At 61.6% G+C, this 23960-nt stretch carries 22 protein-coding genes; 16 read left to right on the top strand and 6 right to left on the bottom strand.

Features of this window, described 5'->3' with window-relative positions; genetic code table 11:
• Positions 1 to 72: 72 nt before the first annotated feature.
• Both gabT and PFEN_RS25165 read left to right on the top strand, forming a co-directional pair.
• The gene (gene gabT, locus PFEN_RS25160) at positions 73 to 1356 is read left to right on the top strand and encodes a 4-aminobutyrate--2-oxoglutarate transaminase (RefSeq protein ID WP_191489323.1); all 1284 of its coding nucleotides are present in this window, start codon (positions 73 to 75) and stop codon (positions 1354 to 1356) included.
• 133 nt (positions 1357 to 1489) lie between these two features.
• The gene (locus PFEN_RS25165; protein ID WP_191489324.1) at positions 1490 to 2701 is read left to right on the top strand and encodes an HDOD domain-containing protein; all 1212 of its coding nucleotides are present in this window, start codon (positions 1490 to 1492) and stop codon (positions 2699 to 2701) included.
• Positions 2702 to 2891: 190 nt separating this feature from the next.
• On the opposite strand, the gene PFEN_RS25170 is transcribed toward PFEN_RS25165, so the two are convergent.
• Together PFEN_RS25170 and desA are read right to left on the bottom strand one after the other, a co-directional pair.
• Positions 2892 to 3881, bottom strand: a complete 990-nt coding sequence (locus PFEN_RS25170) for a GGDEF domain-containing protein (RefSeq protein WP_191489325.1) — start codon at positions 3879 to 3881, stop codon at positions 2892 to 2894.
• A 148-nt stretch (positions 3882 to 4029) separates the two neighbouring features.
• Positions 4030 to 5214 carry a delta-9 fatty acid desaturase DesA gene (gene desA, locus PFEN_RS25175; RefSeq protein ID WP_191489326.1) on the bottom strand — a complete coding sequence of 395 codons (1185 nt, stop codon included), beginning with the start codon at positions 5212 to 5214 and terminating at the stop codon, positions 4030 to 4032.
• A gap of 188 nt (positions 5215 to 5402) precedes the next feature.
• On the opposite strand from desA, the gene dibA reads away from it, so the two are divergent.
• From dibA to PFEN_RS25205, 6 genes are all read left to right on the top strand, one after another.
• Positions 5403 to 7322 (top strand): phosphodiesterase DibA, encoded by a 1920-nt coding sequence (dibA, locus tag PFEN_RS25180; protein WP_191489327.1) that lies wholly within the window; start codon positions 5403 to 5405, stop codon positions 7320 to 7322.
• 716 nt (positions 7323 to 8038) lie between these two features.
• Positions 8039 to 8221 carry a sulfur starvation response protein OscA gene (gene oscA / locus PFEN_RS25185; RefSeq protein WP_045181150.1) on the top strand — a complete coding sequence of 61 codons (183 nt, stop codon included), beginning with the start codon at positions 8039 to 8041 and terminating at the stop codon, positions 8219 to 8221.
• A gap of 154 nt (positions 8222 to 8375) precedes the next feature.
• Positions 8376 to 9386 (top strand): sulfate ABC transporter substrate-binding protein, encoded by a 1011-nt coding sequence (locus tag PFEN_RS25190; protein ID WP_191489328.1) that lies wholly within the window; start codon positions 8376 to 8378, stop codon positions 9384 to 9386.
• Positions 9387 to 9562: 176 nt separating this feature from the next.
• A complete protein-coding gene (gene cysT / locus PFEN_RS25195; RefSeq protein WP_191489329.1) occupies positions 9563 to 10381 on the top strand; it encodes a sulfate ABC transporter permease subunit CysT in 819 nt (272 codons plus the stop codon).
• A 12-nt stretch (positions 10382 to 10393) separates the two neighbouring features.
• Positions 10394 to 11266, top strand: a complete 873-nt coding sequence (gene cysW / locus PFEN_RS25200; protein ID WP_191489330.1) for a sulfate ABC transporter permease subunit CysW — start codon at positions 10394 to 10396, stop codon at positions 11264 to 11266.
• 3 nt (positions 11267 to 11269) lie between these two features.
• The gene (locus PFEN_RS25205; RefSeq protein ID WP_191489331.1) at positions 11270 to 12259 is read left to right on the top strand and encodes a sulfate/molybdate ABC transporter ATP-binding protein; all 990 of its coding nucleotides are present in this window, start codon (positions 11270 to 11272) and stop codon (positions 12257 to 12259) included.
• A gap of 159 nt (positions 12260 to 12418) precedes the next feature.
• On the opposite strand, the gene PFEN_RS25210 is transcribed toward PFEN_RS25205, so the two are convergent.
• Positions 12419 to 12943, bottom strand: coding sequence for a DUF962 domain-containing protein (locus PFEN_RS25210; protein WP_191489332.1), 525 nt, complete (start codon positions 12941 to 12943; stop codon positions 12419 to 12421).
• A gap of 86 nt (positions 12944 to 13029) precedes the next feature.
• Here PFEN_RS25210 and PFEN_RS25215 point away from each other — a divergent pair, with 86 nt between their 5' ends.
• Positions 13030 to 13716, top strand: a complete 687-nt coding sequence (locus PFEN_RS25215) for a Crp/Fnr family transcriptional regulator (protein ID WP_191489333.1) — start codon at positions 13030 to 13032, stop codon at positions 13714 to 13716.
• A 255-nt stretch (positions 13717 to 13971) separates the two neighbouring features.
• Here the strand turns inward: PFEN_RS25215 and PFEN_RS25220 are convergent, their stop codons facing one another.
• Positions 13972 to 14976 (bottom strand): AraC family transcriptional regulator, encoded by a 1005-nt coding sequence (locus tag PFEN_RS25220; RefSeq protein ID WP_191489334.1) that lies wholly within the window; start codon positions 14974 to 14976, stop codon positions 13972 to 13974.
• Between the two features lie 96 nt (positions 14977 to 15072).
• On the opposite strand from PFEN_RS25220, the gene PFEN_RS25225 reads away from it, so the two are divergent.
• From PFEN_RS25225 to PFEN_RS25245, 5 genes are all read left to right on the top strand, one after another.
• A complete protein-coding gene (locus tag PFEN_RS25225; RefSeq protein ID WP_191489335.1) occupies positions 15073 to 16158 on the top strand; it encodes a fatty acid desaturase in 1086 nt (361 codons plus the stop codon).
• Between the two features lie 113 nt (positions 16159 to 16271).
• Positions 16272 to 16595 (top strand): hypothetical protein, encoded by a 324-nt coding sequence (locus PFEN_RS25230; protein WP_191489336.1) that lies wholly within the window; start codon positions 16272 to 16274, stop codon positions 16593 to 16595.
• A gap of 382 nt (positions 16596 to 16977) precedes the next feature.
• A complete protein-coding gene (locus PFEN_RS25235) occupies positions 16978 to 17559 on the top strand; it encodes an alpha/beta hydrolase (protein WP_191489337.1) in 582 nt (193 codons plus the stop codon).
• A 57-nt stretch (positions 17560 to 17616) separates the two neighbouring features.
• Entirely contained in the window at positions 17617 to 18522 is a 906-nt protein-coding gene (locus PFEN_RS25240; RefSeq protein ID WP_191489338.1) for a sigma 54-interacting transcriptional regulator, read from the top strand.
• 377 nt (positions 18523 to 18899) lie between these two features.
• The gene (locus tag PFEN_RS25245) at positions 18900 to 19682 is read left to right on the top strand and encodes a MetQ/NlpA family ABC transporter substrate-binding protein (RefSeq protein ID WP_191489339.1); all 783 of its coding nucleotides are present in this window, start codon (positions 18900 to 18902) and stop codon (positions 19680 to 19682) included.
• 706 nt (positions 19683 to 20388) lie between these two features.
• Here PFEN_RS25245 and mgrA read toward each other — a convergent pair.
• Positions 20389 to 21426 carry an L-glyceraldehyde 3-phosphate reductase gene (mgrA, locus tag PFEN_RS25250; protein WP_191489340.1) on the bottom strand — a complete coding sequence of 346 codons (1038 nt, stop codon included), beginning with the start codon at positions 21424 to 21426 and terminating at the stop codon, positions 20389 to 20391.
• 104 nt (positions 21427 to 21530) lie between these two features.
• Positions 21531 to 22421: a LysR family transcriptional regulator gene (locus tag PFEN_RS25255; RefSeq protein ID WP_191489341.1), complete on the bottom strand. Its 891-nt coding sequence runs from the start codon at positions 22419 to 22421 to the stop codon at positions 21531 to 21533.
• 124 nt (positions 22422 to 22545) lie between these two features.
• On the opposite strand from PFEN_RS25255, the gene PFEN_RS25260 reads away from it, so the two are divergent.
• Complete coding sequence (locus PFEN_RS25260; protein WP_191489342.1) at positions 22546 to 23286, top strand: SDR family oxidoreductase; 741 nt, start codon at positions 22546 to 22548, stop codon at positions 23284 to 23286.
• A 272-nt stretch (positions 23287 to 23558) separates the two neighbouring features.
• On the top strand, positions 23559 to 23816 hold the full coding sequence (locus PFEN_RS25265) for a hypothetical protein (RefSeq protein WP_191489343.1): 258 nt from the start codon (positions 23559 to 23561) through the stop codon (positions 23814 to 23816).
• Positions 23817 to 23960 lie beyond the last annotated feature (144 nt).

Genomic DNA, 23960 nt, shown 5'->3' on the forward strand with positions numbered 1-23960 from the left:
ATGCTGGTGCAGTGCCTCCCTGCCGCGTCATCCTTGAACCACGCCGCCCGATGAGCGGTGAATGAGGACACCATGAGCAAGACCAACGCATCCCTGATGAAACGCCGCGAAGCCGCCGTAGCCCGCGGTGTTGGCCAGATCCACCCGATCTTCGCCGACCACGCGAAGAACGCCACGGTGACCGACGTCGAAGGTCGCGAGTTCATCGACTTCGCCGGCGGTATCGCCGTGCTGAACACCGGTCACCTGCACCCGAAAGTCATCGCTGCCGTGACCGAGCAACTGCACAAGCTGACCCACACCTGCTTCCAGGTCCTGGCCTACGAACCCTACGTAGAGCTGTGTGAAAAAATCAACGCCAAGGTTCCGGGTGATTTCACCAAGAAAACCCTGCTGGTCAGCACCGGTTCGGAAGCGGTGGAAAACGCCGTGAAGATCGCCCGTGCCGCCACTGGCCGCGCTGGCGTGATCGCCTTCACCGGCGCCTACCACGGTCGCACCATGATGACCCTGGGCCTGACCGGTAAAGTCGTGCCTTACTCGGCCGGCATGGGCCTGATGCCTGGCGGCATCTTCCGCGCGCTGTACCCGAACGAACTGCATGGCGTGAGCATCGACGATTCGATTGCCAGCATCGAGCGCATCTTCAAGAACGATGCCGAGCCACGTGATATCGCCGCGATCATCATCGAGCCAGTACAAGGCGAGGGCGGTTTCTACGTCGCGCCCAAAGAGTTCATGAAGCGTCTGCGGGCCCTGTGCGACCAGCATGGCATCCTGATGATCGCTGACGAAGTGCAAACCGGTGCCGGCCGTACCGGTACCTTCTTCGCCATGGAACAGATGGGCGTTGCCGCCGACCTGACCACCTTCGCCAAATCCATCGCTGGCGGCTTCCCGCTGGCCGGTGTCTGCGGCAAGGCCGAATACATGGACGCCATCGCGCCAGGCGGCCTGGGCGGCACCTATGCCGGTAGCCCGATCGCTTGCGCCGCGGCCCTGGCCGTGATCGAAGTGTTCGAGGAAGAGCACCTGCTGGATCGCTGCAAGGCGGTCGGCGAGCGCTTGGTGACCGGCCTGAAGAAAATTCAGGCCAAGTACCCGGCGGTGATTGGTGATGTGCGTGCCCTGGGTGCGATGATCGCGATCGAGCTGTTCGACAACGGCGATACTCACAAGCCGAACGCGGCAGCCGTGGCCAAGGTCGTGGCCAAGGCCCGTGACAAGGGGCTGATCCTGCTGTCCTGCGGCACCTACGGCAATGTGTTGCGGGTCCTGGTTCCGCTGACCGCGCCGGACGAGCAACTGGACAAAGGTCTGGCAATCATCGAAGAGTGCTTCGCCGAACTCGCCTGAGTTGTGATGCGATAGACAAAAAGACCCGCTTCGGCGGGTTTTTTTGTCTGTGCCAGCGCTCATAAGTGGCTTTTGGCTGTATCTGCCTGCGTGCATTGACTAAGGTTTCAGGACAGCCCTCGGAGAGCGCCTGATGATTGCCGTGGAGTTACCCGCCGTACCCCGTGTGTTGATCGCCGAGGCGGACCCTTGGTCACGGGACTTGCTGGCGCAGGTGTTGCTGAACGTGCGTTGGGATGCGCGCTTGGACGTCTGTACCGATGGTCGACAGGCGCTTGAGCTGCTCAACGCGCACGCGTTCGACCTGGTGATTGCCGACTGGGAACTGCCGGGCGTCGATGGCCTGAGCCTGTTGCGCGACCTGCGTCAGAGAAAGCGTAATCCGCCACTACCGTTCATTTTGCTGGGCGCGCGCAACGACGTGGCCAGCGTGCGGGAAATCGTGCCGCTACACCCGACGGCCTACCTGGCCAAACCCCTGGGCCTGGAAAGCCTGACCCAGCGCTTTCAGGATCTGCTGGTGGATGCCGGGCAGCTGGTTTCGCTCGAAATCCCGGCGTTGGCGCCGGGCATGCCCTTGGAAAAATTTCTGGAACGCCGTCGCGAGGAGTCGGACGGTGCGCCGCTGATGGCGGATGTGGAGCTGGCGGTCAAACGCAGCCTCAATCTCGCGGGGCTTGATCTGAAGCTGCTGGAGCAGGAAATCCGCGCCGATCCGCAAATCACCGCGGTGCTGATCGCCGCCGCCAACAGCGCGGCCCAGCACCACGGCAGCTCGGTTCAGACCCTGGCCCAGGCGTTGCCACGCCTCGGCGCGGCGCAGAGCATGAACCTGATCCTCGGCCTGACCCTCAAGCGCAGCGCCCGGCTCAGTGACGCGGCCCTGGGCGACTATGCCGAGCGCTATTGGGAGTTATCGCTGCACACGGCCGAATACGCCTACTCCTTGGCGCGCTTGCTTGATCTGGACCAGGAACGTTGTTACTGCGCCGGCCTGTTGCATCGTCTGGGCGACCTGGCCTTGCTGCGCTGCTTGCAGGAATGGCTGAACGCGGGCGGTGATCTGGATGATGAACTGATCGGCGAATCGCTCTACGCCCTTGGCGCCGGCTTCGGTTCGGCGCTGCGCGCGCGCTGGCGCCTGCCATTGGAGTTGCGGGAGTTGATTGCGGCGGTCTACCAGCTCGGTGGCGGGGTTTTCTCGCGCGAGGCCCTGGTGCTGAACCTGGCGGCACAATTGGCGCGCCTGACCCCCCATGAGGGCGTTGAAGAGATCGCCAAGGGCCGCGCGGCACGCTTGCTCAAGGTCGACTTGCCGGAGCTGATGCGCTTACGCAAGAGCTGACGATCGGCGGTTTCGGATGGCGCGCATGGCCCCCGGTGGAGCCGGCTTGCCGGTGATGGCGTCTGCAGGATCAGCGCCAGACTGGCCGGTCTCATCGCCGGCAAGCCGACTCCCACTGTGAGCGCGTTGACCAGGGTTACGGGTTCAGGGGCAAGACGGCATTCACAGGGCGGGCGGTTGTCGCGGGGGGCTATGCCAGCACGATCTGGTTCTTGCCCTGGCGCTTGGCCTGGTACATGGCGCTGTCGGCCCGGGCGAACAGCGGGTCGAGGCTTTCATCCCCCGGCGTCAGGCTGGTCAGGCCCTGGCTGACGGTAACGCCGAAACTCTGACCGTCGTGGCTGAAGCTCAGGCGCTGGATCTCCCGTTGCAGGCGCTCGGCGATCTGCCGGGCCATCTCCGGTGCGCAACCGGGCAGCAGCACGGCGAATTCCTCTCCGCCGATACGCCCGAACAGATCCCCGCCGCGCAACGCGCCGCGTCCGGCTTCGGCGATCCGTTGCAACACCAGGTCACCTTCGGGATGGCCGTAGTTGTCATTGATCTGCTTGAAGTCATCGATGTCCAGCAACAGGAACGCCAGGGGCGAGTCTTGCAACCGCGCTTGTTCGAAGGCGCGATGAGCACTCTCGAAGAAGTGCCGCCGGTTGCTGCTGCCGGTCAGTACGTCGGTGGTGGCCAGCCGCTGCAACTCGTCCTCCAGCGCTTTCTTCTCGGTGATGTCCTCGGCGATACCGACCACGATCACTTGCTGTCCCGGCTGTGCGTGGCGACTGATGAAGCATTTGTCGCTGAGCCAGCGGATCTGCCCGTCGGCACTGATGATGCGGTACTCACGGTCTTCCACCGCGCCTTTTTCCAGTACCTGGGCCAGGCTGCGTTCGGCGTAGTCGAGGTCGTCGGGGTAGATGCTGTTGAGCCATTCGTTGTAGTCGGCCAGCAGCAGGCCGGCCGAGCGGCCAAAGATCCGTTCGTAGGCGGGGCTGACATAGAGCATTTGCCGGGTGTCCCAGTCGAGGGCCCACAGCACTGCATTGACGCTGACCAGCAGGGAGCTGAAGAGTTGTTCGCGTTCGCCCAGGCGCGCGACTTCGCCTTGTGCGTGCATCAAGGCCAACAGGGTTTCAGCGGCCTCGGGCCACTGCTGGAGGGCGGGGGATTTCGGGTTCTTATTGACCATCGGCACTGATCTCACAGGGCGTGCCATACGTGATGCGGGCACGGCCACACTACAGCCCGCCGGGATGGCGACGTGCACTTTGAGATAGGGGCGCAGCCGTGAAGTTCCCGAACGACGCGCCCAGTGAGGGGCGCGCCGATCAACGGTGTCAGGCGACAGAGGGGCGCAGCGAGTAGGTTTTCAGTTGATCGGCGAAATCGCGCAACGACTGGATGCCGCTGGCCTCGGCCTCGTGGACCCAGTCCTTGATGGCGGCGAGCATGTCGTGGCCATTTGAGCTGGTCTTGACCCAGATCTGTTGCAGGGCCAGGCGTTTCTCGTAAATTACCTTGAGCGCCTGGCTGTGGGCCAGCATGGTTTCGATGCGCAACTGGTGCTTTTCGCTGAGCAGGCTGGTTTCCCGCGACAGCAGGCGCTTGGCGCGGTGGAACTGATGCCGGACCGAGTGATCGACCTTGGCCAGTTCCTGTTGCACCAGCGGTGCGATCACCAGCTTGCGGTACTGGGCCATGATCTGGAAGCGGTTGTTGAGGATCGCCATGGCCGTGTCCATGTCCAGGTGGCCCTTGCCTTCGACCCGATGGGCGATGGGCGCCACGCGTTGCACCTTGGCCAGGCGCAGGACGCTGAAGACCTTGATCCAGGCCCAGCCCAGGTCGAACTCCCACGGCTTGACCGACAGCTTGGCCGAGTTGGGGTAGGTATGGTGGTTGTTGTGCAGTTCTTCGCCGCCGATCAGGATGCCCCAGGGCATCAGGTTGGTGGCGGCGTCACGGCATTCGAAGTTGCGATAGCCGACCGCGTGGCCGAGGCCGTTGATCACGCCGGCGGCCCAGAATGGAATCCACATCATCTGGATCGCCCAGACGGTGATGCCGATGGCACCGAACAGCAGCAGGTCGATCACCGCCATCAGGGCGATGCCGAGCAGCTTGTAGCGCGAGTAGAGGTTGCGTTCGAGCCAGTCGTCCGGGCAGTTCTTGCCGTAGATACGCAGGGTCTCGGGGTTACCGGCTTCAGCCCGGTACAGCTCGGCGCCGGTCCGCAGGACGGTGGCGAGGCCGAGGATCACCGGGCTGTGAGGATCGTCGACAGTTTCACATTTTGCGTGATGTTTACGGTGGATAGCGGTCCACTCGCGAGTATTCTGTGCCGTGGTCAGCCACAGCCAGAAGCGGAAAAAATGTTTCAGGCCGCCGTTGAGCTCCAGGGAGCGGTGGGCCGAAAAGCGGTGCAGATAGACCGTGACGCCAACAATGGTCACGTGGGTCATCAACAGGGTGACCGCCACCACTTGCCAGGCCGACAGGTCAAGAAAACCGTTGTACCACATAGGCTGTATGGCCCTCGATAAAGTAAAGAACAGCCCTTGCATTATCACCGAGCCCACAGAGAAAACCAGTCGCTCTTTCAGATAAGAGTCGCGGGATGTTTCTTACTCTATAATTCCGGTCAGTTTGTAGGGTGATTTGGCGTTTCTGTAGGGCAATTTGGCCTTTCTAGAGGGAATCAGCACCGTTTATGTCGATTTCAAACCGTAATGCTCTAAGGGCAGGCCTGCTGTACCTGCTGCTGTCGATCCTCTGGATCCAGCTTAGCCAACGCCTGTTGAGCAGCGTTTTCGATCAGCCTGAGCAACTGGTGCATTGGCAGATCGTGCGCGGCTACCTGTGGGTGAGTGTCAGCACCGTGCTGATATTCCTGATCCACGCGCGTTACCAGCGTTTTGCTCATACCGTCATGCACCTGATGCACAGCTCCGCGGATCGCGAGCGTTTGCGCCAGGCCGCCGCGGTATTCGATTGCACTCGCGAGGGCGTGCTGGTCACGAACAAGGACGGTTTGATCATCCATGTCAACCGCGCCTTTGTCGCCATTACCGGCTATCAGGAAGCCGAGGTGCTGGGGATGCGTCCGAGCCTGTTCAAGTCCGGTCGCCATTCGGTGGACTTCTACCAGAAGGTCTATCGGGCGCTGGAGACCACGGGCGAGTGGAGCGGCGAGATCTGGAACCGGCGCAAGAGCGGCGAAATCTATCCACAATGGCAGACGATCCGCGCGATCCGTGACGACCATGGACAGCTCAGCCAGTATGTCGCGGTGTTTTCCGATATCAGCGCGATCAAGGACTCGCAGCACGAGTTGGCGCAGCTGGCGAACTACGATCCTCTGACCGGCTTGCCCAATCGCCTGCTGTTCACCGACCGCGCTTCCCAGGCGCTGGCCTCGGCACAGGTGCACAAGCGTGGTTGCGCCTTGCTGCTGATTGACCTCGATCACTTCAAGATCATCAATGACAGCCTCGGTCACAACATTGGCGACCAATTGCTCAAGGCGGTGGGCGAGCGTCTGCAGCAGCTCTTCGGCACTGGGATCAGCCTGGCCCGCCTGGGCGGTGATGAGTTCGCCGTGCTGGCGGAGAACTGCCCGCAGGTGGTGCAGGCGGCGGCTCTGGCACAGCGGGTGATCGAGGGCTTGAGGGAGCCGTTCCTGCTCGACGGGCATCAATTGTTCATCAGTGCCAGTATCGGTATCAGCCTGTTCCCCAGCGATTCGCTGAATGCCGAGCAACTGCTGCGCAATGCCGACTCGGCTTTGTTCAAGGCCAAGAGCGCGGGGCGCGAAGGCTATGCCTTGTACACCGAAGAACTGACCGCCCATGCCCAGCACCGGGTGGAAATGGCCGGCGAGTTGCGCCGGGCGCTGGAGCAGGGCGAGCTGCGGGTCTATTACCAGCCGGTGCATGAACTGCGTGGCAGCCGGTTGATCGGGGTCGAGGCGCTGGTGCGCTGGGAGCATCCGCAGCGTGGGCTGGTGTCGCCAGGCGAGTTTATTCCGATTGCCGAACGCACCGGACTGATTGCCGAAATCGATGCCTGGGTCATGGAAAAGTCCTGTCGGCAGATGTGCCAATGGCTACGGGACGGCATAGAGCTGTCCTTTATTGCCGTGAATGTTTCCAGTCGCCTGTTTGCCCGTCGTGAGCTGTACCAGCAGGTGGCGAAAGTGCTCGACGACACCGGCCTGGACCCGGCCCTGCTGGAGTTGGAGGTGACCGAAAGCGCGGTGATGGACGACCCGGAGGTGGCGCTGGAGCAACTGCATCGGTTGCGCGAACTGGGCGTGAGCCTGGCGATCGACGATTTTGGCACCGGCTATTCCTCGCTGCTGCGGCTCAAGCGGCTGCCGGTGCAGAAGCTCAAGATCGACCAGGGCTTTGTCGCCGGATTGCCGTGGGACGAAGACGATGCGGCGATTGTCCGGGTGGTCATCGCCCTGGCGCAAAGCATGGGCATGCGGGTCCAGGCCGAGGGCATCGAGCAGGCCGAGCAGGCGCGTTTCCTGCTTGATCATTCCTGCGACTTGGGGCAGGGCTACTGGTTCGGGCGACCGATGCCAGCGGAGCAGCTTGATTGGCAGTGTGCTCCGGCGATTGCCTGATTATTTTCGGCTTCAGGTCGAACGCGGTCTTGTGGCGAGAGGGCTTGCTTGTGGCAAGGAGGCTTGCCTGTGTTGAGGAGGCTTGCTTGTGGCAAGGAGGCTTGCCTGTGGTGAGGGGGCCTGCTTGTGGCGAGGGGGCTTACCTGTGGTGAGGGGGGCCTGCTTGTGGCGAGGAGGCTTGCCTGTGGCGAGGGGGCTTGCCCCCGTTCGGCTGCGAAGCAGCCGTAAAACCCGCGACTGCATTCCATCTGACACAACGAGGCTGCTGATTTCAGGGCCGCTTCGCGCCCCAGCGCGGGCAAGCCCGCTCGCCACAGAGGTTTATCCCGCGCTTTCGAGGCATCTATCTCCAGCGCAACCCGGTGAGGAGGACTTGCTTGTGGCAAGGAGGCTTGCCTGTGGTGAGGGGGCTTACCCCCGTTCGGCTGCGAAGCAGCCATAAAACCCGTGACTGCATTCCATCTGACACAACGAGGCTGCTGATTTCAGGGCCGCTTCGCGCCCCAGCGCGGGCAAGCCCGCTCGCCACAGAGGTTTATCTCGCGCTTTCGAGGCATCTATCTCCAGCGCAACCCGCTTCGCTTCTGGTAATGGCATTTAGTTATATTAAAATTCTTAAATAGTATTTTTAAGAATAACTTGGCCTGTCTAAGATTGCCCTCACGCCACAAGCAGTGCCCCACTGCCGGGGCCTCTCTCATTTCAGGAGCACGACCATGAGCGCATCTCTGCGTAGCGTTGACGGCCAGGACGAAGCAACCATTCTGCGTGAGATCCAGAGCGCCTTGCGTGATCTGCGTTTCGGTGCCGTCGAGATCACCGTCCACAACGCTCAAGTGGTACAGATCGAACGCAAGGAAAAATTCCGTCTGCAGAACCCGGGCACCAAGCCCGGCTGACCCCGGCGCCTTCCTCTGTCACAAGCAGAGGCCCGGCGGCTCGCCTGCGGGCGTTATCCCCCAGCCCGAGTCAAAACCAGAGCGTTCGAGCCCGAGTGCGGGTCGCAAGCGCCATAAGAAAAAAGCCAATACACCACCATTTGGGAGCTTCACCATGTCGTCGATTCGCCGTTACGCCCTGGCCGCGCTCGCCAGTGCCGTGTTTGCCGGTTCCGCGGTCGCCAAGGATTACGAGCTGCTCAATGTCTCCTACGACCCGACCCGTGAGCTGTACCAGGACTATAACGCCGAATTCAGCAGCTTCTGGAAGCAGGCCCATCCCGGCGACAATGTGAAGATCCAGCAATCCCATGGCGGTTCGGGCAAGCAAGGCCGAGCGGTGATCGACGGCCTGCGCGCCGACGTGGTGACCCTGGCCCTGGCCGGTGACATCGATGAAATCGCCAAGCTGGGCAAGACCTTGCCCGAGGACTGGCAAAAACGCCTGCCGGACGCCAGCACCCCGTACACCTCGACCATCGTGTTCCTGGTGCGCAAGGGCAACCCCAAGGGCATCAAGGACTGGGGCGATCTGCTCAAGAACGACGTCTCGGTGATCACCCCGAACCCGAAAACCAGTGGCGGCGCGCGCTGGAACTTTCTCGCCGCCTGGGCCTACGGGCTGAAAGCCGGCGGCAGCGAAGCCAAGGCCCAGGACTACGTGAAAGCGCTGTTCAAGCACGTGCCGATCCTCGACACCGGCGCTCGCGGCTCGACCATCACGTTCGTCAACAACGGCCAGGGCGACGTATTGCTGGCCTGGGAGAACGAAGCTTTCCTGGCGCTCAAGGAAGATGGCGGTGCCGACAAGTTTGATATCGTCGTGCCGTCCCTGTCGATCCTCGCCGAGCCGCCGGTTGCGGTGGTTGACAAGAACGCCGAGAAAAAGGGCAACAGCGAGATCGCCGAGGCCTACCTGAAACACCTGTACAGCCCGGCCGGCCAGGAAATCGCCGCGAAGAACTTCTACCGTCCGCGTGACGCAAAGATTGCCGCCAAATACGCCCAGCAATTCCCGAAACTGGAGCTGGTCACCATCGACAAGGACTTCGGCGGCTGGAAAACTGCCCAACCGAAATTCTTCAATGACGGTGGTGTGTTCGACCAGATCTACCAGGCGCAGTAAGCCACACCGACTGTAGGAGCGAGCATGCTCGCGAAGAGCGCCAACGATAACGCGGACATTCTGGATGAACGCGGTGCCCTTGAGACTTTCGCGAGCATGCCCGCTCCTACAGTGGCCAGGAGCGCCCGCATTCATTTGCGGGTTTTGCATGTCTGTTCCGTTAACCAAGGACCTTTATGTCGCGTCGTATCTCCCCCGTCATACCCGGCTTCGGGCTGACGCTGGGCTACACCTTGGTGTACCTCAGTCTGATCGTGCTCATCCCCCTGGCAGCGATGTTCGTGCATGCCGCCCAACTCACCTGGGAGCAGTTCTGGGCGATCATCTCGGCCCCGCGAGTGGTTTCGGCGTTGCAGCTGAGTTTCGGTACCGCGCTGTATGCGGCGATCATCAACGGCATTATCGGCACGTTGCTGGCCTGGGTGCTGGTGCGCTACACCTTCCCGGGACGCAAGATCATCGATGCGATGATCGACCTGCCGTTCGCTCTGCCCACCGCCGTGGCCGGTATCGCCCTGACCGCGCTGTACACGCCCACCGGGTTGGTCGGGCAGTTCGCCGCCGACCTCGGCTTCAAGATCGCCTATACCCCGCTGGGGATTACCCTGGCATTGACCTTCGTGACCTTGCCGTTCGTGGTGCGGACCGTGCAGCCGGTGCTGGCCGACATTCCCCGGGAAGTCGAGGAGGCCGCCGCCTGCCTGGGCGCCAAGCCGCTGCAGGTGTTCCGCCATATCCTGGTGCCAGCCCTGCTGCCCGCCTGGCTGACCGGTTTCGCCCTGGCCTTTGCCCGCGGTGTCGGTGAATACGGTTCGGTGATCTTCATCGCCGGCAATATGCCGATGAAGACCGAGATCCTGCCACTGCTGATCATGGTCAAGCTCGACCAGTACGACTACACCGGCGCGACGTCCATCGGCGTGCTGATGCTGGTGGTTTCCTTTGTCCTGTTGCTGCTGATCAACTTGTTGCAGCGGCGTATCGAAACCCCATAAGGAGGCGCGAACATGTCCCAATCGTCCATTAGCGCCGCTTCCTCGGCCAACGCTGCCCGGCGTGGCAGTGCCGTCTCGCGGCGGGTCCTGATCGGCCTCGGCTGGCTGATCTTTGCGCTGTTTTTACTCTTGCCGCTGTTTATCGTGGTGTCCCAGGGCCTGAAGCTCGGCCTGGGGGCGTTCTTCAGCGCGATTTTCGAAGCGGATGCCCTGTCGGCGTTGAAGCTGACGGTGATCGCCGTGCTGATTTCGGTGCCACTGAACCTGGTGTTCGGCGTCAGCGCCGCCTGGTGCGTGAGCAAGTACAGCTTTCGTGGCAAGAGCATGCTGGTGACCCTGATCGACCTGCCGTTCTCGGTGTCGCCGGTGATCGCCGGTCTGGTTTATGTGCTGATGTTCGGCGCCCAGGGGATCTTCGGGCCATGGCTGGCCGACCACGATATCCAGATCGTCTTCGCGCTGCCGGGCATCGTCCTGGCGACCATCTTCGTCACCGTGCCCTTCGTTGCCCGTGAACTGATCCCGCTGATGCAGGAACAGGGCACCCAGGAAGAAGAGGCCGCGCGGCTGCTGGGCGCCAACGGCTGGCAGATGTTCTGGCACGTCACCGTGCCGAATATCAAGTGGGGCCTGATCTATGGCGTGGTGCTTTGCACGGCGCGGGCGATGGGCGAGTTCGGCGCGGTGTCGGTGGTCTCCGGGCACATTCGCGGGGTGACCAACACCCTGCCGCTGCACGTCGAGATCCTCTACAACGAATACAACCACGTGGCTGCGTTCGCCGTGGCGAGCCTGTTGCTGATCCTGGCGCTCTTCATCCTGCTGCTCAAGCAGTGGAGCGAAAACCGCATCAACCGCCTGCGCGCCAGCGCCGCGGAGGAATAAGTCATGTCGATCGAAGTCCGTAATATCAGCAAGAACTTCAACGCCTTCAAAGCTCTGGACAACATCAACCTGGATATCCAGAGCGGTGAACTGGTGGCTCTGCTCGGTCCGTCCGGTTGCGGCAAGACCTCCTTGCTGCGAATCATCGCCGGGTTGGAAACCCCGGATGAGGGCAGCATCGTGTTCCACGGCGAAGACGTTTCCGGTCACGACGTGCGTGATCGCAACGTCGGTTTCGTATTCCAGCACTACGCGCTGTTCCGCCACATGACGGTGTTCGACAACGTTGCCTTCGGCCTGCGCATGAAACCGAAGAACCAGCGCCCGAACGCCAGCCAGATCGCGACCAAGGTCCATGAGTTACTCAACATGGTGCAACTCGACTGGCTGGCTGATCGTTACCCGGAGCAACTGTCCGGCGGCCAGCGCCAACGCATCGCCCTGGCCCGGGCCCTGGCGGTGGAGCCCAAGGTGCTGCTGCTGGACGAACCTTTTGGCGCGCTCGATGCCAAGGTCCGCAAGGAGCTGCGGCGCTGGCTGGCGCGGCTGCACGAAGACATCAACCTGACCTCGGTGTTCGTCACCCATGACCAGGAAGAGGCCATGGAAGTCGCCGACCGCATCGTGGTGATGAACAAGGGTGTGATCGAGCAGATCGGCTCGCCGGGCGAGGTGTATGAATACCCGGCCAGCGATTTCGTCTACCACTTCCTCGGTGACTCCAACCGTCTGCACCTGGGCGATGATCATCACCTGCAGTTCCGACCCCATGAGGTATCGCTGTCGCGCCATGAACTGGAGGATCACCATGCGGCCGAGGTCCGCGATATCCGGCCGCTGGGCGCCACGACCCGGGTAACGTTGAAAGTCGAAGGCCAGAGCGAACTGATCGAAGCCGAAGTGGTGAAGGATCACGACAGCCTGATCGGCCTGACACGGGGCGAGACCTTGTTCTTCAAGCCCAAGGTCTGGCAGAAGCAGGCCAATCTCTGACAGGGTTGTAAGTACTTGCGGCGAGCGGGCTTGCCCGCGTTGGGGCGCGAAGCGGCCCTAAAACCAGCGAGCTCGGCGTGTCAGTTAGACCGAGTTGGTCGGATTTACGACTGCTTCGCAGCCGAACGCGGGCAAGCCCGCTCGCCACAATGATGATATTCAGGCGCTGACGTTTTTCTCCCGCAACCGCACCGCCCCAACCCGCGCCTCGATCTCATGCTTGAGACCCTGGCGCAGCCCGAGCAGGAACAACAGTTCCGCCACCACGAACAACGGCCCGACGATCAGCCCGCTGAGGTCATCGACAAACGCCGGCTTGCGCCCTTCGTAGTAATGCCCGACGAATTGGATTACCCAACCGATCACGAACAGGCCGATGCCGCTCGCCAACCACACCGGCGTGCTCTGCGCCGCGAGGATTTGGCCCAGCCAAACGGATAGGCCGAGCAGCACCGTCATCAGTAGCCCGAGGGCCCGTTCCAGGCGCAGATAAAACAGCGCCGCGACCACCGCCAAAAGCACTGCGGGACTGATCCCGAGCCCGGCCACCGGCCATTGCGGGCGTGACAGCAACGCCGCGACCGCGACCACGATCATTGGGATCCCGATGAAGTGGCTGGCGATATTGCGCGGGTCACGGTGATAGTCCGCGTATTGACTGAGATGCTCGACGAGGTTTTTCATTGTTATTCCTCCTGTAGGGTGATGGGATCATGCCCTGCGTGAAACTTTTACTCTGTCAGCTATACGACAATCGTCTCGGAGTTCTCATGGATGTATCTGCCTGGCGCTCGCGCCTGCTGACCGGACACTGGTTCAGCCACCTGCCCGCGCACTTGCAGGATAGTCTGCTCGCCGCCGCCAAAGGGCGTCGCCTGACGCCCGGGCAGCGCCTGTTCCAGCGTGGCGATCCGCCTTGCGGGCTGTACGCGGTACTGGAAGGTTCGATCAGGGTCGGCGCGGTCAGCGAGAAGGGCAAGGAGGCCTTGCTGGGAGTGATCGAACTGCCTTACTGGTTCGGCGAAATTTCGCTGTTCGATGGCTTGCCGCGAACCCACGACGCCTATGCCGTGGGTCACACCATCCTGTTGCAAGTGCCCCAGGATGTTTTGCTCAAACTGCTCGACGAGCACCCGGAATACTGGCGGCAGTTCGCTTTGCTGATGAGCCAGAAACTGCGCCTGACTTTTATCGGTCTGGAACAGTTGAGCCTGATGTCGGCTCCGGCGCGTTTGGCTCACCGCCTGTTGTTGATTGCCGAAGGCTACGGCGAACTGAACCGTTCGCGGCAATTGATCGAGGTGTCCCAGGAACAGTTGGCGGCGATGTTGTCGCTGTCGCGCCAGAGCATCAACCAGATCCTCCAGGATTTTCAGCAGCAGGGCATCCTGCGCACCCACTATGGTGGGATCGAGATTCTCGATCTCGAACGCCTGCGGGCCACGGCCAGCGCCTGAGCGACCCTGGCAATCCAGGATGAGCAGGTTTGATCTTTGTGGCGAGCTTGCCCCATAGGCGATTCAGCCAAGGCCGAACACGGTCCTTGTGGGAGCAGAGCTTGCTCGCGAAGAGGGCCTTGAGGCCGCTAAAAGTTTCGCGGCGGCGCGGCGGTCCGACAAGCACCGCTCCCACGGCGCTTTCGAGATCCCATTTCCTTGACCGAATGGCCTATAGGGCAAACCCGCTCGCCACAGGTATGGGGTACGTACTGTTCAGCGCAGCCCGTCGCGAAACTGTCCCGGGGTGATCCCGGTCCAGCGCTTGAACGCCCGGCTGAAGCTGCTGGTGTCGGCAAAACCGAGCAGGTAGCTGACTTCGCTCAGCGAGCACCGCGGGTCGCGCAGGTGCAGCAACGCCAGGTTTTCCCGGCATTCGTTGAGCAGGGTGTCGTAGCGCGCGCCCTCATCGGCCAGGTGCCGTTGCAGGCTGCGCAGGCTCAGATTCAGGGCCTGGGCGATACGTTCCGCCGATGGCTCGCCTTCTGGCAACTGGGCTTCGATGGCTTCGCGCACGCGGCGCTCCCAGGTCAGCGGTTTCAATTGCGCAAGTGTACGGTTGAGCACCGTCTCGTTGTGTGCGACCAGTTCCGGGTTGGCATCGTCCAGGTGGCTGTCGAAATCGCTACAGGCAAACTCCAGTCGATCCTCCGCGGCGGCGAAGAATACCGGCGCGCGGAACACCGTGTGCCAAGGTGATGGGTCGGCCGGCGCCGGACGCCGCAGATGCACCGCCAGCGGCGCGTAATCGCGGCCCAGGCGGTTGCGGCAGGTGCGTACATAGATCGAGGCGAAGGCATCGATGGCCTCGGGAGCCGGGGACGGGCCGCCCTTGGGCACCTGCAGGCGAAAACGGTAGCGTTCGCCCTCGCGGCTGAGCTGCAGCTCCAGCGCATCGCTGACCACCTGGTGATAACGCACGATTCGTTCGAACACTTCCCGCAGACTGCCGCTGGCCACCAAGGCGTAGCCGAGGGCGTGGAAGGTGGTCGGGCTGACAAACCGTGAAACCCGCAAACCGATGGCCGGATCGCCGCTGCTGGCCACGGCCAGTTGCCACAGGCGCGTGGTGGCCGACAGCGGGTAGCGGGCGTTGGGATCGTCCATCAGTTGTGGGTCGAGCCCGGCTTCGCGGCACAGCGCGGCGCTGTCGAGGCCCAATGCGTCGAGCTGCTTGCGCAGGGCGCGGGTCCAGCTGGAGAGAGAGGTCGGTTCGGGCATATTGGCGTATCCGGTCAACGGGTTGGCGTTCGCGGCTACGACCTTTGATGCTGCAACGGCGCAGGATACGAACATCAATAACCAGAGGATGGAATCATGGACGGTGTTTGCGCAAGTCCCGAGCGCCTGAATGCTCAACAACGATCGGCGCATATTCGCCAAGTGGTCATGGCCCGCGGTGTCGAGTTGCGCCGGCGTTACCCGCTGCTGAGCCACCAGGACGCCTTGGGCGCGGGCATTCTGGTCGTTGCATTGGCCGGGATGATCGGTTCGGCGCTGCTCTATGTGGAGGGGTATCTGGCCTGGTGGGGATGTTTGTTACTGAATGCGTTTTTTGCCTCGCTGACCCACGAGCTGGAGCACGACCTGATCCACAGTATGTATTTCCGAAAACAACGGCTGCCGCACAACCTGATGCTGGCGCTGGTCTGGCTGGCGCGGCCAAGCACCATCAATCCATGGATTCGGCGTCATCTGCACCTCAATCATCACAAGGTCTCCGGCACCGAGGCGGATATGGAGGAGCGCGCCATTACCAATGGCGAGCCGTGGGGGATCGCCCGCCTGCTGATGGTCGGCGACAACGTGATGTCTTCGCTGATCCGCCTGCTGCGGGCGAAAACCCGGGCACACAAATTGAACATCCTCAAGCGCACGCTCAAGGTCTATGCGCCGCTGGCGCTGCTGCACTGGGGCGCGTGGTACGTATTTCTCGGCTTTCACGCCGCCAATGGGGTCGCCGGCTTGCTGGGGACGTCCATCGGCTGGTCGGCCAATACCCTGGCGGTGATGCAGGTGATCGACATCGCGACGGTGGTGATCATCGGGCCGAACGTGTTGCGTACGTTCTGCCTGCATTTCGTCAGCTCGAACATGCACTACTACGGCGATGTCGAGCCGGGCAATGTGATCCAGCAGACCCAGGTACTCAATCCCTGGTGGTTGTGGCCGTTGCAGGCGTTCTGCTGCAACTTCGGCAGCACCCACGGGATTCATCATTTCGTGGTCAAGGAACCGTTCTATATCCGTCAGATGACCGCGTCGGTGGCGCATAAGGTGATGGCCGAGATGGGCGTGCGCTTCAATGACTTCGGGACGTTCGGGCGGGCGAACCGGTTTGTTCGGGAGGAACAAGTTATTCACAATGGCCTGGGTTCATATAGCCAATCGATTGAGAAATAACAGTGGGTCCGATTGGACAGATGTTATAAGTCCAACCATGCTGGAAGTCGTGAGTTTCAGGAGGAACTCACTTTCATTGGAAGAGTGTATTAACGACATAAGGAGAACGCATCATGTCGAGCATCAATGGAACTTATGTAAGCTACAATTCGGACGCTAAACTGGTCGTCACCGACGGCAACGACTCGAACGGCTCGTTCAGCGGGCAGATCACCCAGGCCGGCGTGAACTACAACGTGACCGGCCACTATCACTTCCAGAACAGTACCGGCCAGCCAACGATCATCGCCTTCACCGGCTACAACGATGGTCATGGCTACGTCACCTACGCGGCTTTCTCTCCCGATCACAACTACGGGAAACTGAGAGCCAGCGGATCGCGCACCACCTTTGACGGCCAAGTGGTCGGTCTGGGCGGCGAGTTCGTCAAACAGTAATAAAGGCAACACGTTGTACTGCCAGGCCAACAAGCGAATGGGTGGAGGTTTCCACTCATCCGCTTGAAGTCCTGGCGGTATGTTTTGTTGTTCTCGCTAATAATAAAAAGCGTGTTATTTCTGTTTGAAGTTTTCATCTTTCGGTCATCCGTATCCGCCTTTTTGTTTCTTGGTTATCCGTGTTGTTGTCGATGTCGCGGCAGCTGTTGGGATCCCCGGTTTTGGGGGCGCTTCGCCCCCCAGCGTGGGCAAGCCCACTCGCCACGGGGGATTGACCGTATATTTCTTTATGGTCTTAATAAATAGCTTCTTATTCCTTAACGAATATAACTCTCCTCTCTATACTCGATCCGGAACGCAAACGCTGGAGGAGGTGTACCCCATGCGCAACGAGTCGATTCGTTATCTGATCGTGCCGGGCTGGCAAGGATCGCCAGAAGATCATTGGCAAACCCATTGGCAGCACAGCCTGCCCAATAGCGCGCGGGTGGAACAGGCCGACTGGCTGACGCCACGCCGCGAGGACTGGGTGGCGGCCCTGGCCGAAGCCATTGCGGCTGACGACACGCCGGTGATCCTGATCGCCCACAGCCTGGGGTGCATCACCGTCGCCCATTGGGCGCAAACGGCGCCGCTGCACCTGCTGCGTCAGGTCCGTGGTGCGTTGCTGGTGGCCCCGGCCGATGTCGAGCGTCGCGCCTGCGCCCCGGCCTTGCGTAACTTTGCGCCGATCCCGAGCGACCTGTTGCCGTTCCCGAGCCAGATCGTCGCTTCCGACAACGACGCCGCCATCAGTGCCCAGCGCACCTTGGAGCTGGCCCGCGACTGGGGCGCGCAAGCGAGCATCCTCAGCGGTGCCGGGCATATCAACGTGAAGTCCGGCCATCAGCGCTGGGAACAGGGTTTTGCCTACCTGTACCGCCTGCAAACCCGAATGGAACGGCATTCCCTGCGTCGCGCCTGAATCTTTCTTTTGCTTGAACGTCCCCCGCCGGTCAGCGGTTTGGGGCGGGAGCCTGCCATGAGCCTGTATGAATCTTTCGGTCAGCCATTGCTGACCTTTCCCGATGCCGAAAAGAGCCCGCTGAGCATTCGGGCCAAGGCGCTGGTGTTCGTCGATCCGCGTTCGCGACAACTGCGTGAAGAGCTCGAAACGCTGGCGCCCAAGGCGCTGCCGGTATTGATCCGTGGCGAGACCGGGACCGGCAAGGAGCTGCTCGCCCGGCATATCCACCGCGCCAGTGACCGGAGCGGGTTGTTCGTTTCGGTCAACTGCGGTGCCATCAGCCCGACCTACGCCGACGCCGAGCTGTTCGGTTATGCCGCCGGGGCCTACAGCGGCTCGGCCAGCAGTCGCGCCGGCTGGTTTGGTTCGGCCAACGGCGGCACCTTGTATCTGGACGAGATTGGCGACCTGCCGCTGCCGATCCAGGTGAAGTTGCTCGCCGCGCTGGAGAATCACGAGGTCACCCGGGTCGGAGCGCCGCAACCGAGTCCGGTAGATGTACGCCTGGTGGCAGCCACCAGCATCGACCTGGCCCAGGCGGTGGCGGTCGGCAAATTCCATGAACGGCTGTATCACTACCTCAGCGAAGGTCGACTGGAGTTGCCGGCGTTGCGCGAACGGGTCGGCGATATCCTGCCCCTGGCCGAGTATTTTCTCGGCATTTACAGCCAGCGTCTGAGCCTGTCGGTGCCGCTGATCAGTGAAAGTGCCCAGCGTGCCCTGGAGCGGCACAGTTGGCCGGGTAACACCCGGGAGCTGGAGAATGTCATTCATTTTGCCTTGCTGGTCAGCAGCGGCGACGAGATCCTGCCGGCGCATTTGAACCTGCCGGTACCGCTGGCCCTTATCGAGCAATTTATCGGCAGCAGTTCCGCCGAGGAGCTGGCTCAGCTGAAACGCCTTTTGGACAGCGCTGTATGAGGCCCGCTTGCGTGAGTAGGGCGAAGATTTCATGGGAGTAGGGTCCGGGCCCGGAGGGAATAGGGTGCAGCTCTATTGGAGTCGGGTGCGGATCCCGTGGGAGCGGAGCTTGCCCGCGAAGAACGATAACGCGGTGCGCCTGAGGCTCCGCGTCGTCTCATTCGCGGGCAAGCACCGCTCCCACACAAGCACCGCTCCCACAAGGCAGTACCGCGTCAGTACTGTATGAACAAAATGGAATATGAAGATGAATAAAAGATATTTTTCTGGAATAAAAAATATCGGTATCTTCTGTTCCACGCCAGCGATATCACTTTGCTGGCACCTCTCTCAAGGCTGTCGTCGATGACACCCGTGATTTTCGATAAGGACACTGCATGAAAAAGGTTCTGTTGTTTACCGCATTGGCGGCCGCGTTGACGGCAGGTCTGGCCCAGGCCGGCGAGAAGCTGGTGGTGGCCGCGACGCCGGTCCCCCACGCCGAGATCCTCGAGCTGATCAAGCCGGCCCTGGCCAAGGAAGGCGTGGACCTGGAAATCAAGGTGTTCACCGACTATGTGCAACCGAACACCCAGGTGGCCGAGAAACACCTCGACGCCAACTATTTCCAGACCAAGCCATACCTGGATGGCTTCAATAAAGGCAAGGGTACCAACCTGGTCACCGTGATCGGCGTGCACGTCGAGCCTTTCGGCGGGTACTCGAAGAAAGTCAAAAGCCTGGCCGATCTGAAAGATGGCGCCACCGTGGCGATTCCGAACGAAGGTAGCAACAGTGGCCGTGCACTGCTGCTCCTGCAGAAAGCCGGTCTGATCACTCTGAAAGACCCGACCAATGCGCTGTCGACCCCGAAAGATATCGTCAAGAACGACAAGCACCTGAAGTTCAAGGAACTGGAGTCGGCTCTGCTGCCACGGGTACTGGATCAGGTCGACCTGGATATGATCAACACCAACTATGCGCTGGAAGCGGGCCTCAACCCGGCCAAGGACGCATTGCTGATCGAAGGTGCCGACTCGCCTTACGTGAACTTCCTGGTGGCCCGTCCGGACAACAAGGACAGCGACGCTATCCAGAAACTGGCCAAGGCCTTGACCAGCCCGCAAGTGAAAGCGTTCATCGCCGCGAAGTACAAAGGCTCGGTCTTGCCGGCGTTCTGATGGGCGGATAACCCGTGCAACGTTTCAACGCCGATGCGTGACCCGCATCGGCGTTTTCTATTTTGTCTCGTCTGAGATCCTTTGTTCGGCGTGGCCCCCCTGTAGGCGCCGGCTTGTCGGGACAGCGCATCGCAGCGATGAGGCCCGCAAGTCATGTATCGACTATCCGAGCGCAATCGCCGGCAATCGAGCGTCGACTGGCGTTCTTGCAATTACGGCTGGGGAGCGTGCTCGTTTGGTTGGGCTTTCACCGCCCGGCGCAGGGCCACCAGCAGTTTCACGATGTCCTGGGGATCAAGCTTTTCCGGCGCATTTGCCTGGAGCATAGGTACTTTCCTTGTAGTGAGGTGGCCGTCGAATCCGGCCATTGGCATCCATGCTTGGAGTCCCCTCGGGTAAAAAAGATCCGTTGTACAACCTGATCAAAGTAGTCGTCCGCCTGGCATCCGGCAAATCCCGGCGGTCAGGCTCTTGACTGGGCTTGCCAAGGCTGTGAGCGCTTGAAAACGCCACGAACCCTGTAGGAGCCAGCTTGCTGGCGATAGCGATTTATCAGGCGATGTCGACTGTCAGATCGCATCGCCAGCAAGCTGGCTCCTACAGGGGGCGTTTCACGTTAACAATCGTAACGGCACCGATGAAAGAGTACCGCGCAACGGAGCGTGCGCAAGTCCTCCTCGGACTCAACCTGATGCAAGCGCGGTAATCACTCCGCCGTCGACGGTTTTTCCCACAAATTGATCCCGCCTTCCTGGGCAAAGCGATCAATCTCCGCCAGTTCTTCCCGGGTGAAACTCAGGTTCTTCAGTGCGCCGACGTTCTCGATGATCTGCTCCGGCCGGCTCGCGCCGATCAGCGCCGAGGTCACCCGTGGGTCGCGCAATGTCCAGGCTAGCGCCAATTGTGCCAGGCTCTGGCCGCGACGCCGGGCGATCTCATTCAGCCCCCGCACATGCGCGATATTGGCCTCGGACAAGTGCGAGGCCTGCAACGAGCCGCCGCCCGGACGATTGACCCGCGCATCCTTCGGGATACCGTTGAGGTATTTGTCGGTCAGCAGACCTTGTGCCAAGGGGGTAAAGGCAATCACCCCGGTCCCCAGCTCCTCGACGGTATCCAGCAGGTCCTTTTCCACCCAGCGATTGAGCAGGTTGTAGGCCGGCTGGTGAATCAATAGCGGGACTTTCCACTCCTGGAGCAGAGTGGCGATCTCACGGGTTTTCACCCCGGAATACGACGAGATGCCGATATACAGCGCCTTGCCTTGCTGCACGGCCGTGGCCAGGGCGCTGGCGGTTTCTTCCAGCGGGGTGTCCGGGTCGAAGCGGTGCGAATAGAAGATATCCACATAGTCCAGACCCAGCCGTTGCAGGCTCTGGTCGAGGCTGGCGAGCACGTATTTGCGCGAACCGCCGCCCTGGCCGTAAGGGCCGGGCCACATGTCCCAACCGGCCTTGCTGGAGATGATCAGTTCATCGCGATACTGCTTGAAGTCTTCGCGCAGCAGGCGGCCGAAGTTGATCTCGGCGCTGCCGTAGGGCGGGCCATAGTTGTTCGCCAGATCGAAGTGGTTGATGCCCAGGTCGAAGGCGGTGCGCAACAGGGCGCGCTGGGTGTCGATCGGCGTGCTGTCGCCGAAGTTGTGCCACAGGCCCAGAGACAGCGCCGGCAGTACCAGCCCACTGCGTCCGACGCGGCGGTAGGGAATGGAGTCGTAGCGGTTTTCGGCAGCTTGGTAAGTCATCGAATCCTCTCTCGGTGGGCAGTTTCAGCGAAGTTGTCCAGCATACGCCGAACTCAGACCACAGCCGACAGCGGTTCTATCCGTTGCTGAAACCTTTCATGCGCCTACACGGCCTTGGCAAAGATCTCGCTGATCCAGTCCACGAACACCCGCACCCGTGGTGACATGTGCCGGTTTTGCGGATAGAGCACCGATACCGGCATCGGCGGTGGTGGATGGTCCGGCAGGACCTCCTTGAGCAAACCCTGGCCGATCTGCTCTGCCACCCGGTAATGCGGGACCTGGATCAGCCCCAGCCCGGAGACGGCCGCCGCGGCATAGATCTCGGCGCCGAAGACCGACACTCGGCCCGCCAGGGGCACTTCGCGTAACTCGCCGGCTTCGCTGAATTCGAACGGGAACAATTTGCCGGTGGTCCTGGAAACGTAGTTCACGCCTTGATGCCGGCTCAGGTCCGCGAGACTCCGCGGTTCGCCATATTTGCGCAGGTAGGCCGGGCTGGCGCAGGTCACCTGGCGCAAGTTGGCGACACGCCGGCCGACCAGCGATGAGTCGCCGAGATTGCCCGAGCGCAGCACGCAGTCCACACCCTCGGCGATCAGGTCGATAAAGTGGCTGGCCTCGCTCATCGAGACATCGATGTCCGGGTAGCGTTCGAGAAACCGCGGTAGTGCCGGGACCACGAAATACCTCGCCAGCGTGCCTTGCAAGTCCACCCGCAAGCGGCCCTTGGGCGCCACCGAGCGGAACGCCAGTTCGGCTTCTTCCAGTTCCGCGAGCAGCTGCACGCAGCGTCGGTAATAGGCCTCGCCGTCCAGGGTCGGGCGGACGCGGCGGGTGCTACGCTCCAACAGCCGGGTGCCGAGCCAGGCCTCGAACTGATTCAGGGTGTGGGTCAGGGTCGCGCGGGGCAGGTTCAGGTCTTCGGCGGCCAGGGTGAAGCTGCTGCGCTCGTAGATCCGGACAAAAACCTTCATGGCCTTGACTTGGTCCATGGGCGCTCCGTTGCCGTTGATTGTTGGTGATTATTGAATAGTCAAGCCAACTATCGTGCATTTATCCCTCCGGGTAAACATGTGAAATTGGCTCCACCCCCATTCACACCCCAGGAGATTCGACATGACTACCCAGACTCGGAAAGTTGCCATTGTCACCGGCGCCTCACGCGGCATCGGTGCCGTCATCGCCCGCCAACTGGCGGCGCAAGGTTTTGCCGTCGCCATCAACTATGCCAGCAGCGCCAGCGAAGCCTCGGCGCTGGTGGTGGAGCTGCGCCAGGCCGGTCACCAGGCCATAGCGGTCAGGGCCGATGTCGCCAGTTCCGCCGATGTCACCCGGCTGTTCGACGAAACCGAGCAGCAACTGGGCAAGGTCGATGTGCTGGTCAACAACGCCGGCATCCTCAAGGTCATGCCCCTGGCCCAGCACAGTGACGAGCTGTACGAGCAGACCTTTGCCATCAACACCCGTGGCACCTTCAATACCCTGCGCGAAGCCGCGACGCGGATGAATGACGGTGGCCGTATCGTCAACTTCTCCAGCAGTACCGTGGGCCTGAATCTGCCCGGCTACGCGGTGTATATCGCCAGCAAGGCGGCGGTGGAGTCCTTCACCCAGGTGTTCGCCAAGGAACTGCGTGGTCGCCAGATCACCGTCAATGCCGTGGCTCCCGGCCCGGTGGCGACTGAACTGTTCCTGTATGGCAAGAGTGAAGAGCAGATCCAGACCTTCGCCAAGATGCCACCGCTGGAGCGTCTCGGTCAGCCGGAAGACATCGCCAGCGTGGTGTCCTTCCTGGTCAGCCCGGCCGCCGCCTGGGTCAACGGCCAGATCCTGCGCGCCAATGGTGGTCTGGTCTGATCTGCGCCTGCATCCTTGATTGCCGAGCGTTGACGGGCTTGGTTTCGATCTACAGTGTTAGTAAGGGACGAGCGTCAGGGGCAGTGCTGTGTGGCGTTCAGAATGGCCTTCGCGGGCAGGCGCCCGTACCGGTCAGTCCGCTTGGATACTAACCTGGGGGAGCCGGCTTGCTGGCGACAGCGGCCGATTGGGCAACTGGCCTCATCGCCAGCCAGCCGGCTCCTACCCATCAGCATTGGGGCTGACGGACACACAGCCCTGGAGGACACGCCATGCACACCGCGATCATCCTCGCCATCGGCCTGATCCTGCTCGGCGGCACGCTGTTCTTCGGCCAGCGCCTGGGCATCAGTCGGCAGATCCTCGGTGCCGGCTTTCTCGGCATGTGGTTGCTGGCGACGATCATCAATGGTGCCATCGGGGTGCTCACCGCCCACCAGAGCCTCCTTTCGGAGTTGATGATCGGGCTGGCGGTGTTCGGCCTGCCGGCCGTCACCATGGCCTTGTTCATGGTGCTGGACGATGCCTGAACCAAGCGCTCAACGCACCTGGTAGATGAATGGGTGCTGGTCGCCATGGCCGATTTCCAGGCTGACGTTGTCATTGGCTTTCGCGTAAGGCACAGAACCTGAACCTGGCTTGCCAGCGAAGGCGGCCGCAAGATCGATGTGGGG

This window comes from Pseudomonas sp. FEN, from assembly GCF_904067045.1.
In the GTDB taxonomy this organism is placed as follows: domain Bacteria; phylum Pseudomonadota; class Gammaproteobacteria; order Pseudomonadales; family Pseudomonadaceae; genus Aquipseudomonas.

Excerpts from the sequence above, each read along its gene's own strand:
- gabT (WP_191489323.1), top strand. The coding sequence starts at position 73 with ATGAGCAAGACCAACGCATCCCTGATGAAACGCCGCGAAGCCGCCGTA.
- PFEN_RS25165 (WP_191489324.1), top strand. The coding sequence starts at position 1,490 with ATGATTGCCGTGGAGTTACCCGCCGTACCCCGTGTGTTGATCGCCGAG.
- PFEN_RS25170 (WP_191489325.1), bottom strand. The coding sequence starts at position 3,881 with ATGGTCAATAAGAACCCGAAATCCCCCGCCCTCCAGCAGTGGCCCGAG.
- desA (WP_191489326.1), bottom strand. The coding sequence starts at position 5,214 with ATGTGGTACAACGGTTTTCTTGACCTGTCGGCCTGGCAAGTGGTGGCG.
- dibA (WP_191489327.1), top strand. The coding sequence starts at position 5,403 with ATGTCGATTTCAAACCGTAATGCTCTAAGGGCAGGCCTGCTGTACCTG.
- oscA (WP_045181150.1), top strand. The coding sequence starts at position 8,039 with ATGAGCGCATCTCTGCGTAGCGTTGACGGCCAGGACGAAGCAACCATT.
- PFEN_RS25190 (WP_191489328.1), top strand. The coding sequence starts at position 8,376 with ATGTCGTCGATTCGCCGTTACGCCCTGGCCGCGCTCGCCAGTGCCGTG.
- cysT (WP_191489329.1), top strand. The coding sequence starts at position 9,563 with ATGTCGCGTCGTATCTCCCCCGTCATACCCGGCTTCGGGCTGACGCTG.
- cysW (WP_191489330.1), top strand. The coding sequence starts at position 10,394 with ATGTCCCAATCGTCCATTAGCGCCGCTTCCTCGGCCAACGCTGCCCGG.
- PFEN_RS25205 (WP_191489331.1), top strand. The coding sequence starts at position 11,270 with ATGTCGATCGAAGTCCGTAATATCAGCAAGAACTTCAACGCCTTCAAA.
- PFEN_RS25210 (WP_191489332.1), bottom strand. The coding sequence starts at position 12,943 with ATGAAAAACCTCGTCGAGCATCTCAGTCAATACGCGGACTATCACCGT.
- PFEN_RS25215 (WP_191489333.1), top strand. The coding sequence starts at position 13,030 with ATGGATGTATCTGCCTGGCGCTCGCGCCTGCTGACCGGACACTGGTTC.
- PFEN_RS25220 (WP_191489334.1), bottom strand. The coding sequence starts at position 14,976 with ATGCCCGAACCGACCTCTCTCTCCAGCTGGACCCGCGCCCTGCGCAAG.
- PFEN_RS25225 (WP_191489335.1), top strand. The coding sequence starts at position 15,073 with ATGGACGGTGTTTGCGCAAGTCCCGAGCGCCTGAATGCTCAACAACGA.
- PFEN_RS25230 (WP_191489336.1), top strand. The coding sequence starts at position 16,272 with ATGTCGAGCATCAATGGAACTTATGTAAGCTACAATTCGGACGCTAAA.
- PFEN_RS25235 (WP_191489337.1), top strand. The coding sequence starts at position 16,978 with ATGCGCAACGAGTCGATTCGTTATCTGATCGTGCCGGGCTGGCAAGGA.
- PFEN_RS25240 (WP_191489338.1), top strand. The coding sequence starts at position 17,617 with ATGAGCCTGTATGAATCTTTCGGTCAGCCATTGCTGACCTTTCCCGAT.
- PFEN_RS25245 (WP_191489339.1), top strand. The coding sequence starts at position 18,900 with ATGAAAAAGGTTCTGTTGTTTACCGCATTGGCGGCCGCGTTGACGGCA.
- mgrA (WP_191489340.1), bottom strand. The coding sequence starts at position 21,426 with ATGACTTACCAAGCTGCCGAAAACCGCTACGACTCCATTCCCTACCGC.
- PFEN_RS25255 (WP_191489341.1), bottom strand. The coding sequence starts at position 22,421 with ATGGACCAAGTCAAGGCCATGAAGGTTTTTGTCCGGATCTACGAGCGC.
- PFEN_RS25260 (WP_191489342.1), top strand. The coding sequence starts at position 22,546 with ATGACTACCCAGACTCGGAAAGTTGCCATTGTCACCGGCGCCTCACGC.
- PFEN_RS25265 (WP_191489343.1), top strand. The coding sequence starts at position 23,559 with ATGCACACCGCGATCATCCTCGCCATCGGCCTGATCCTGCTCGGCGGC.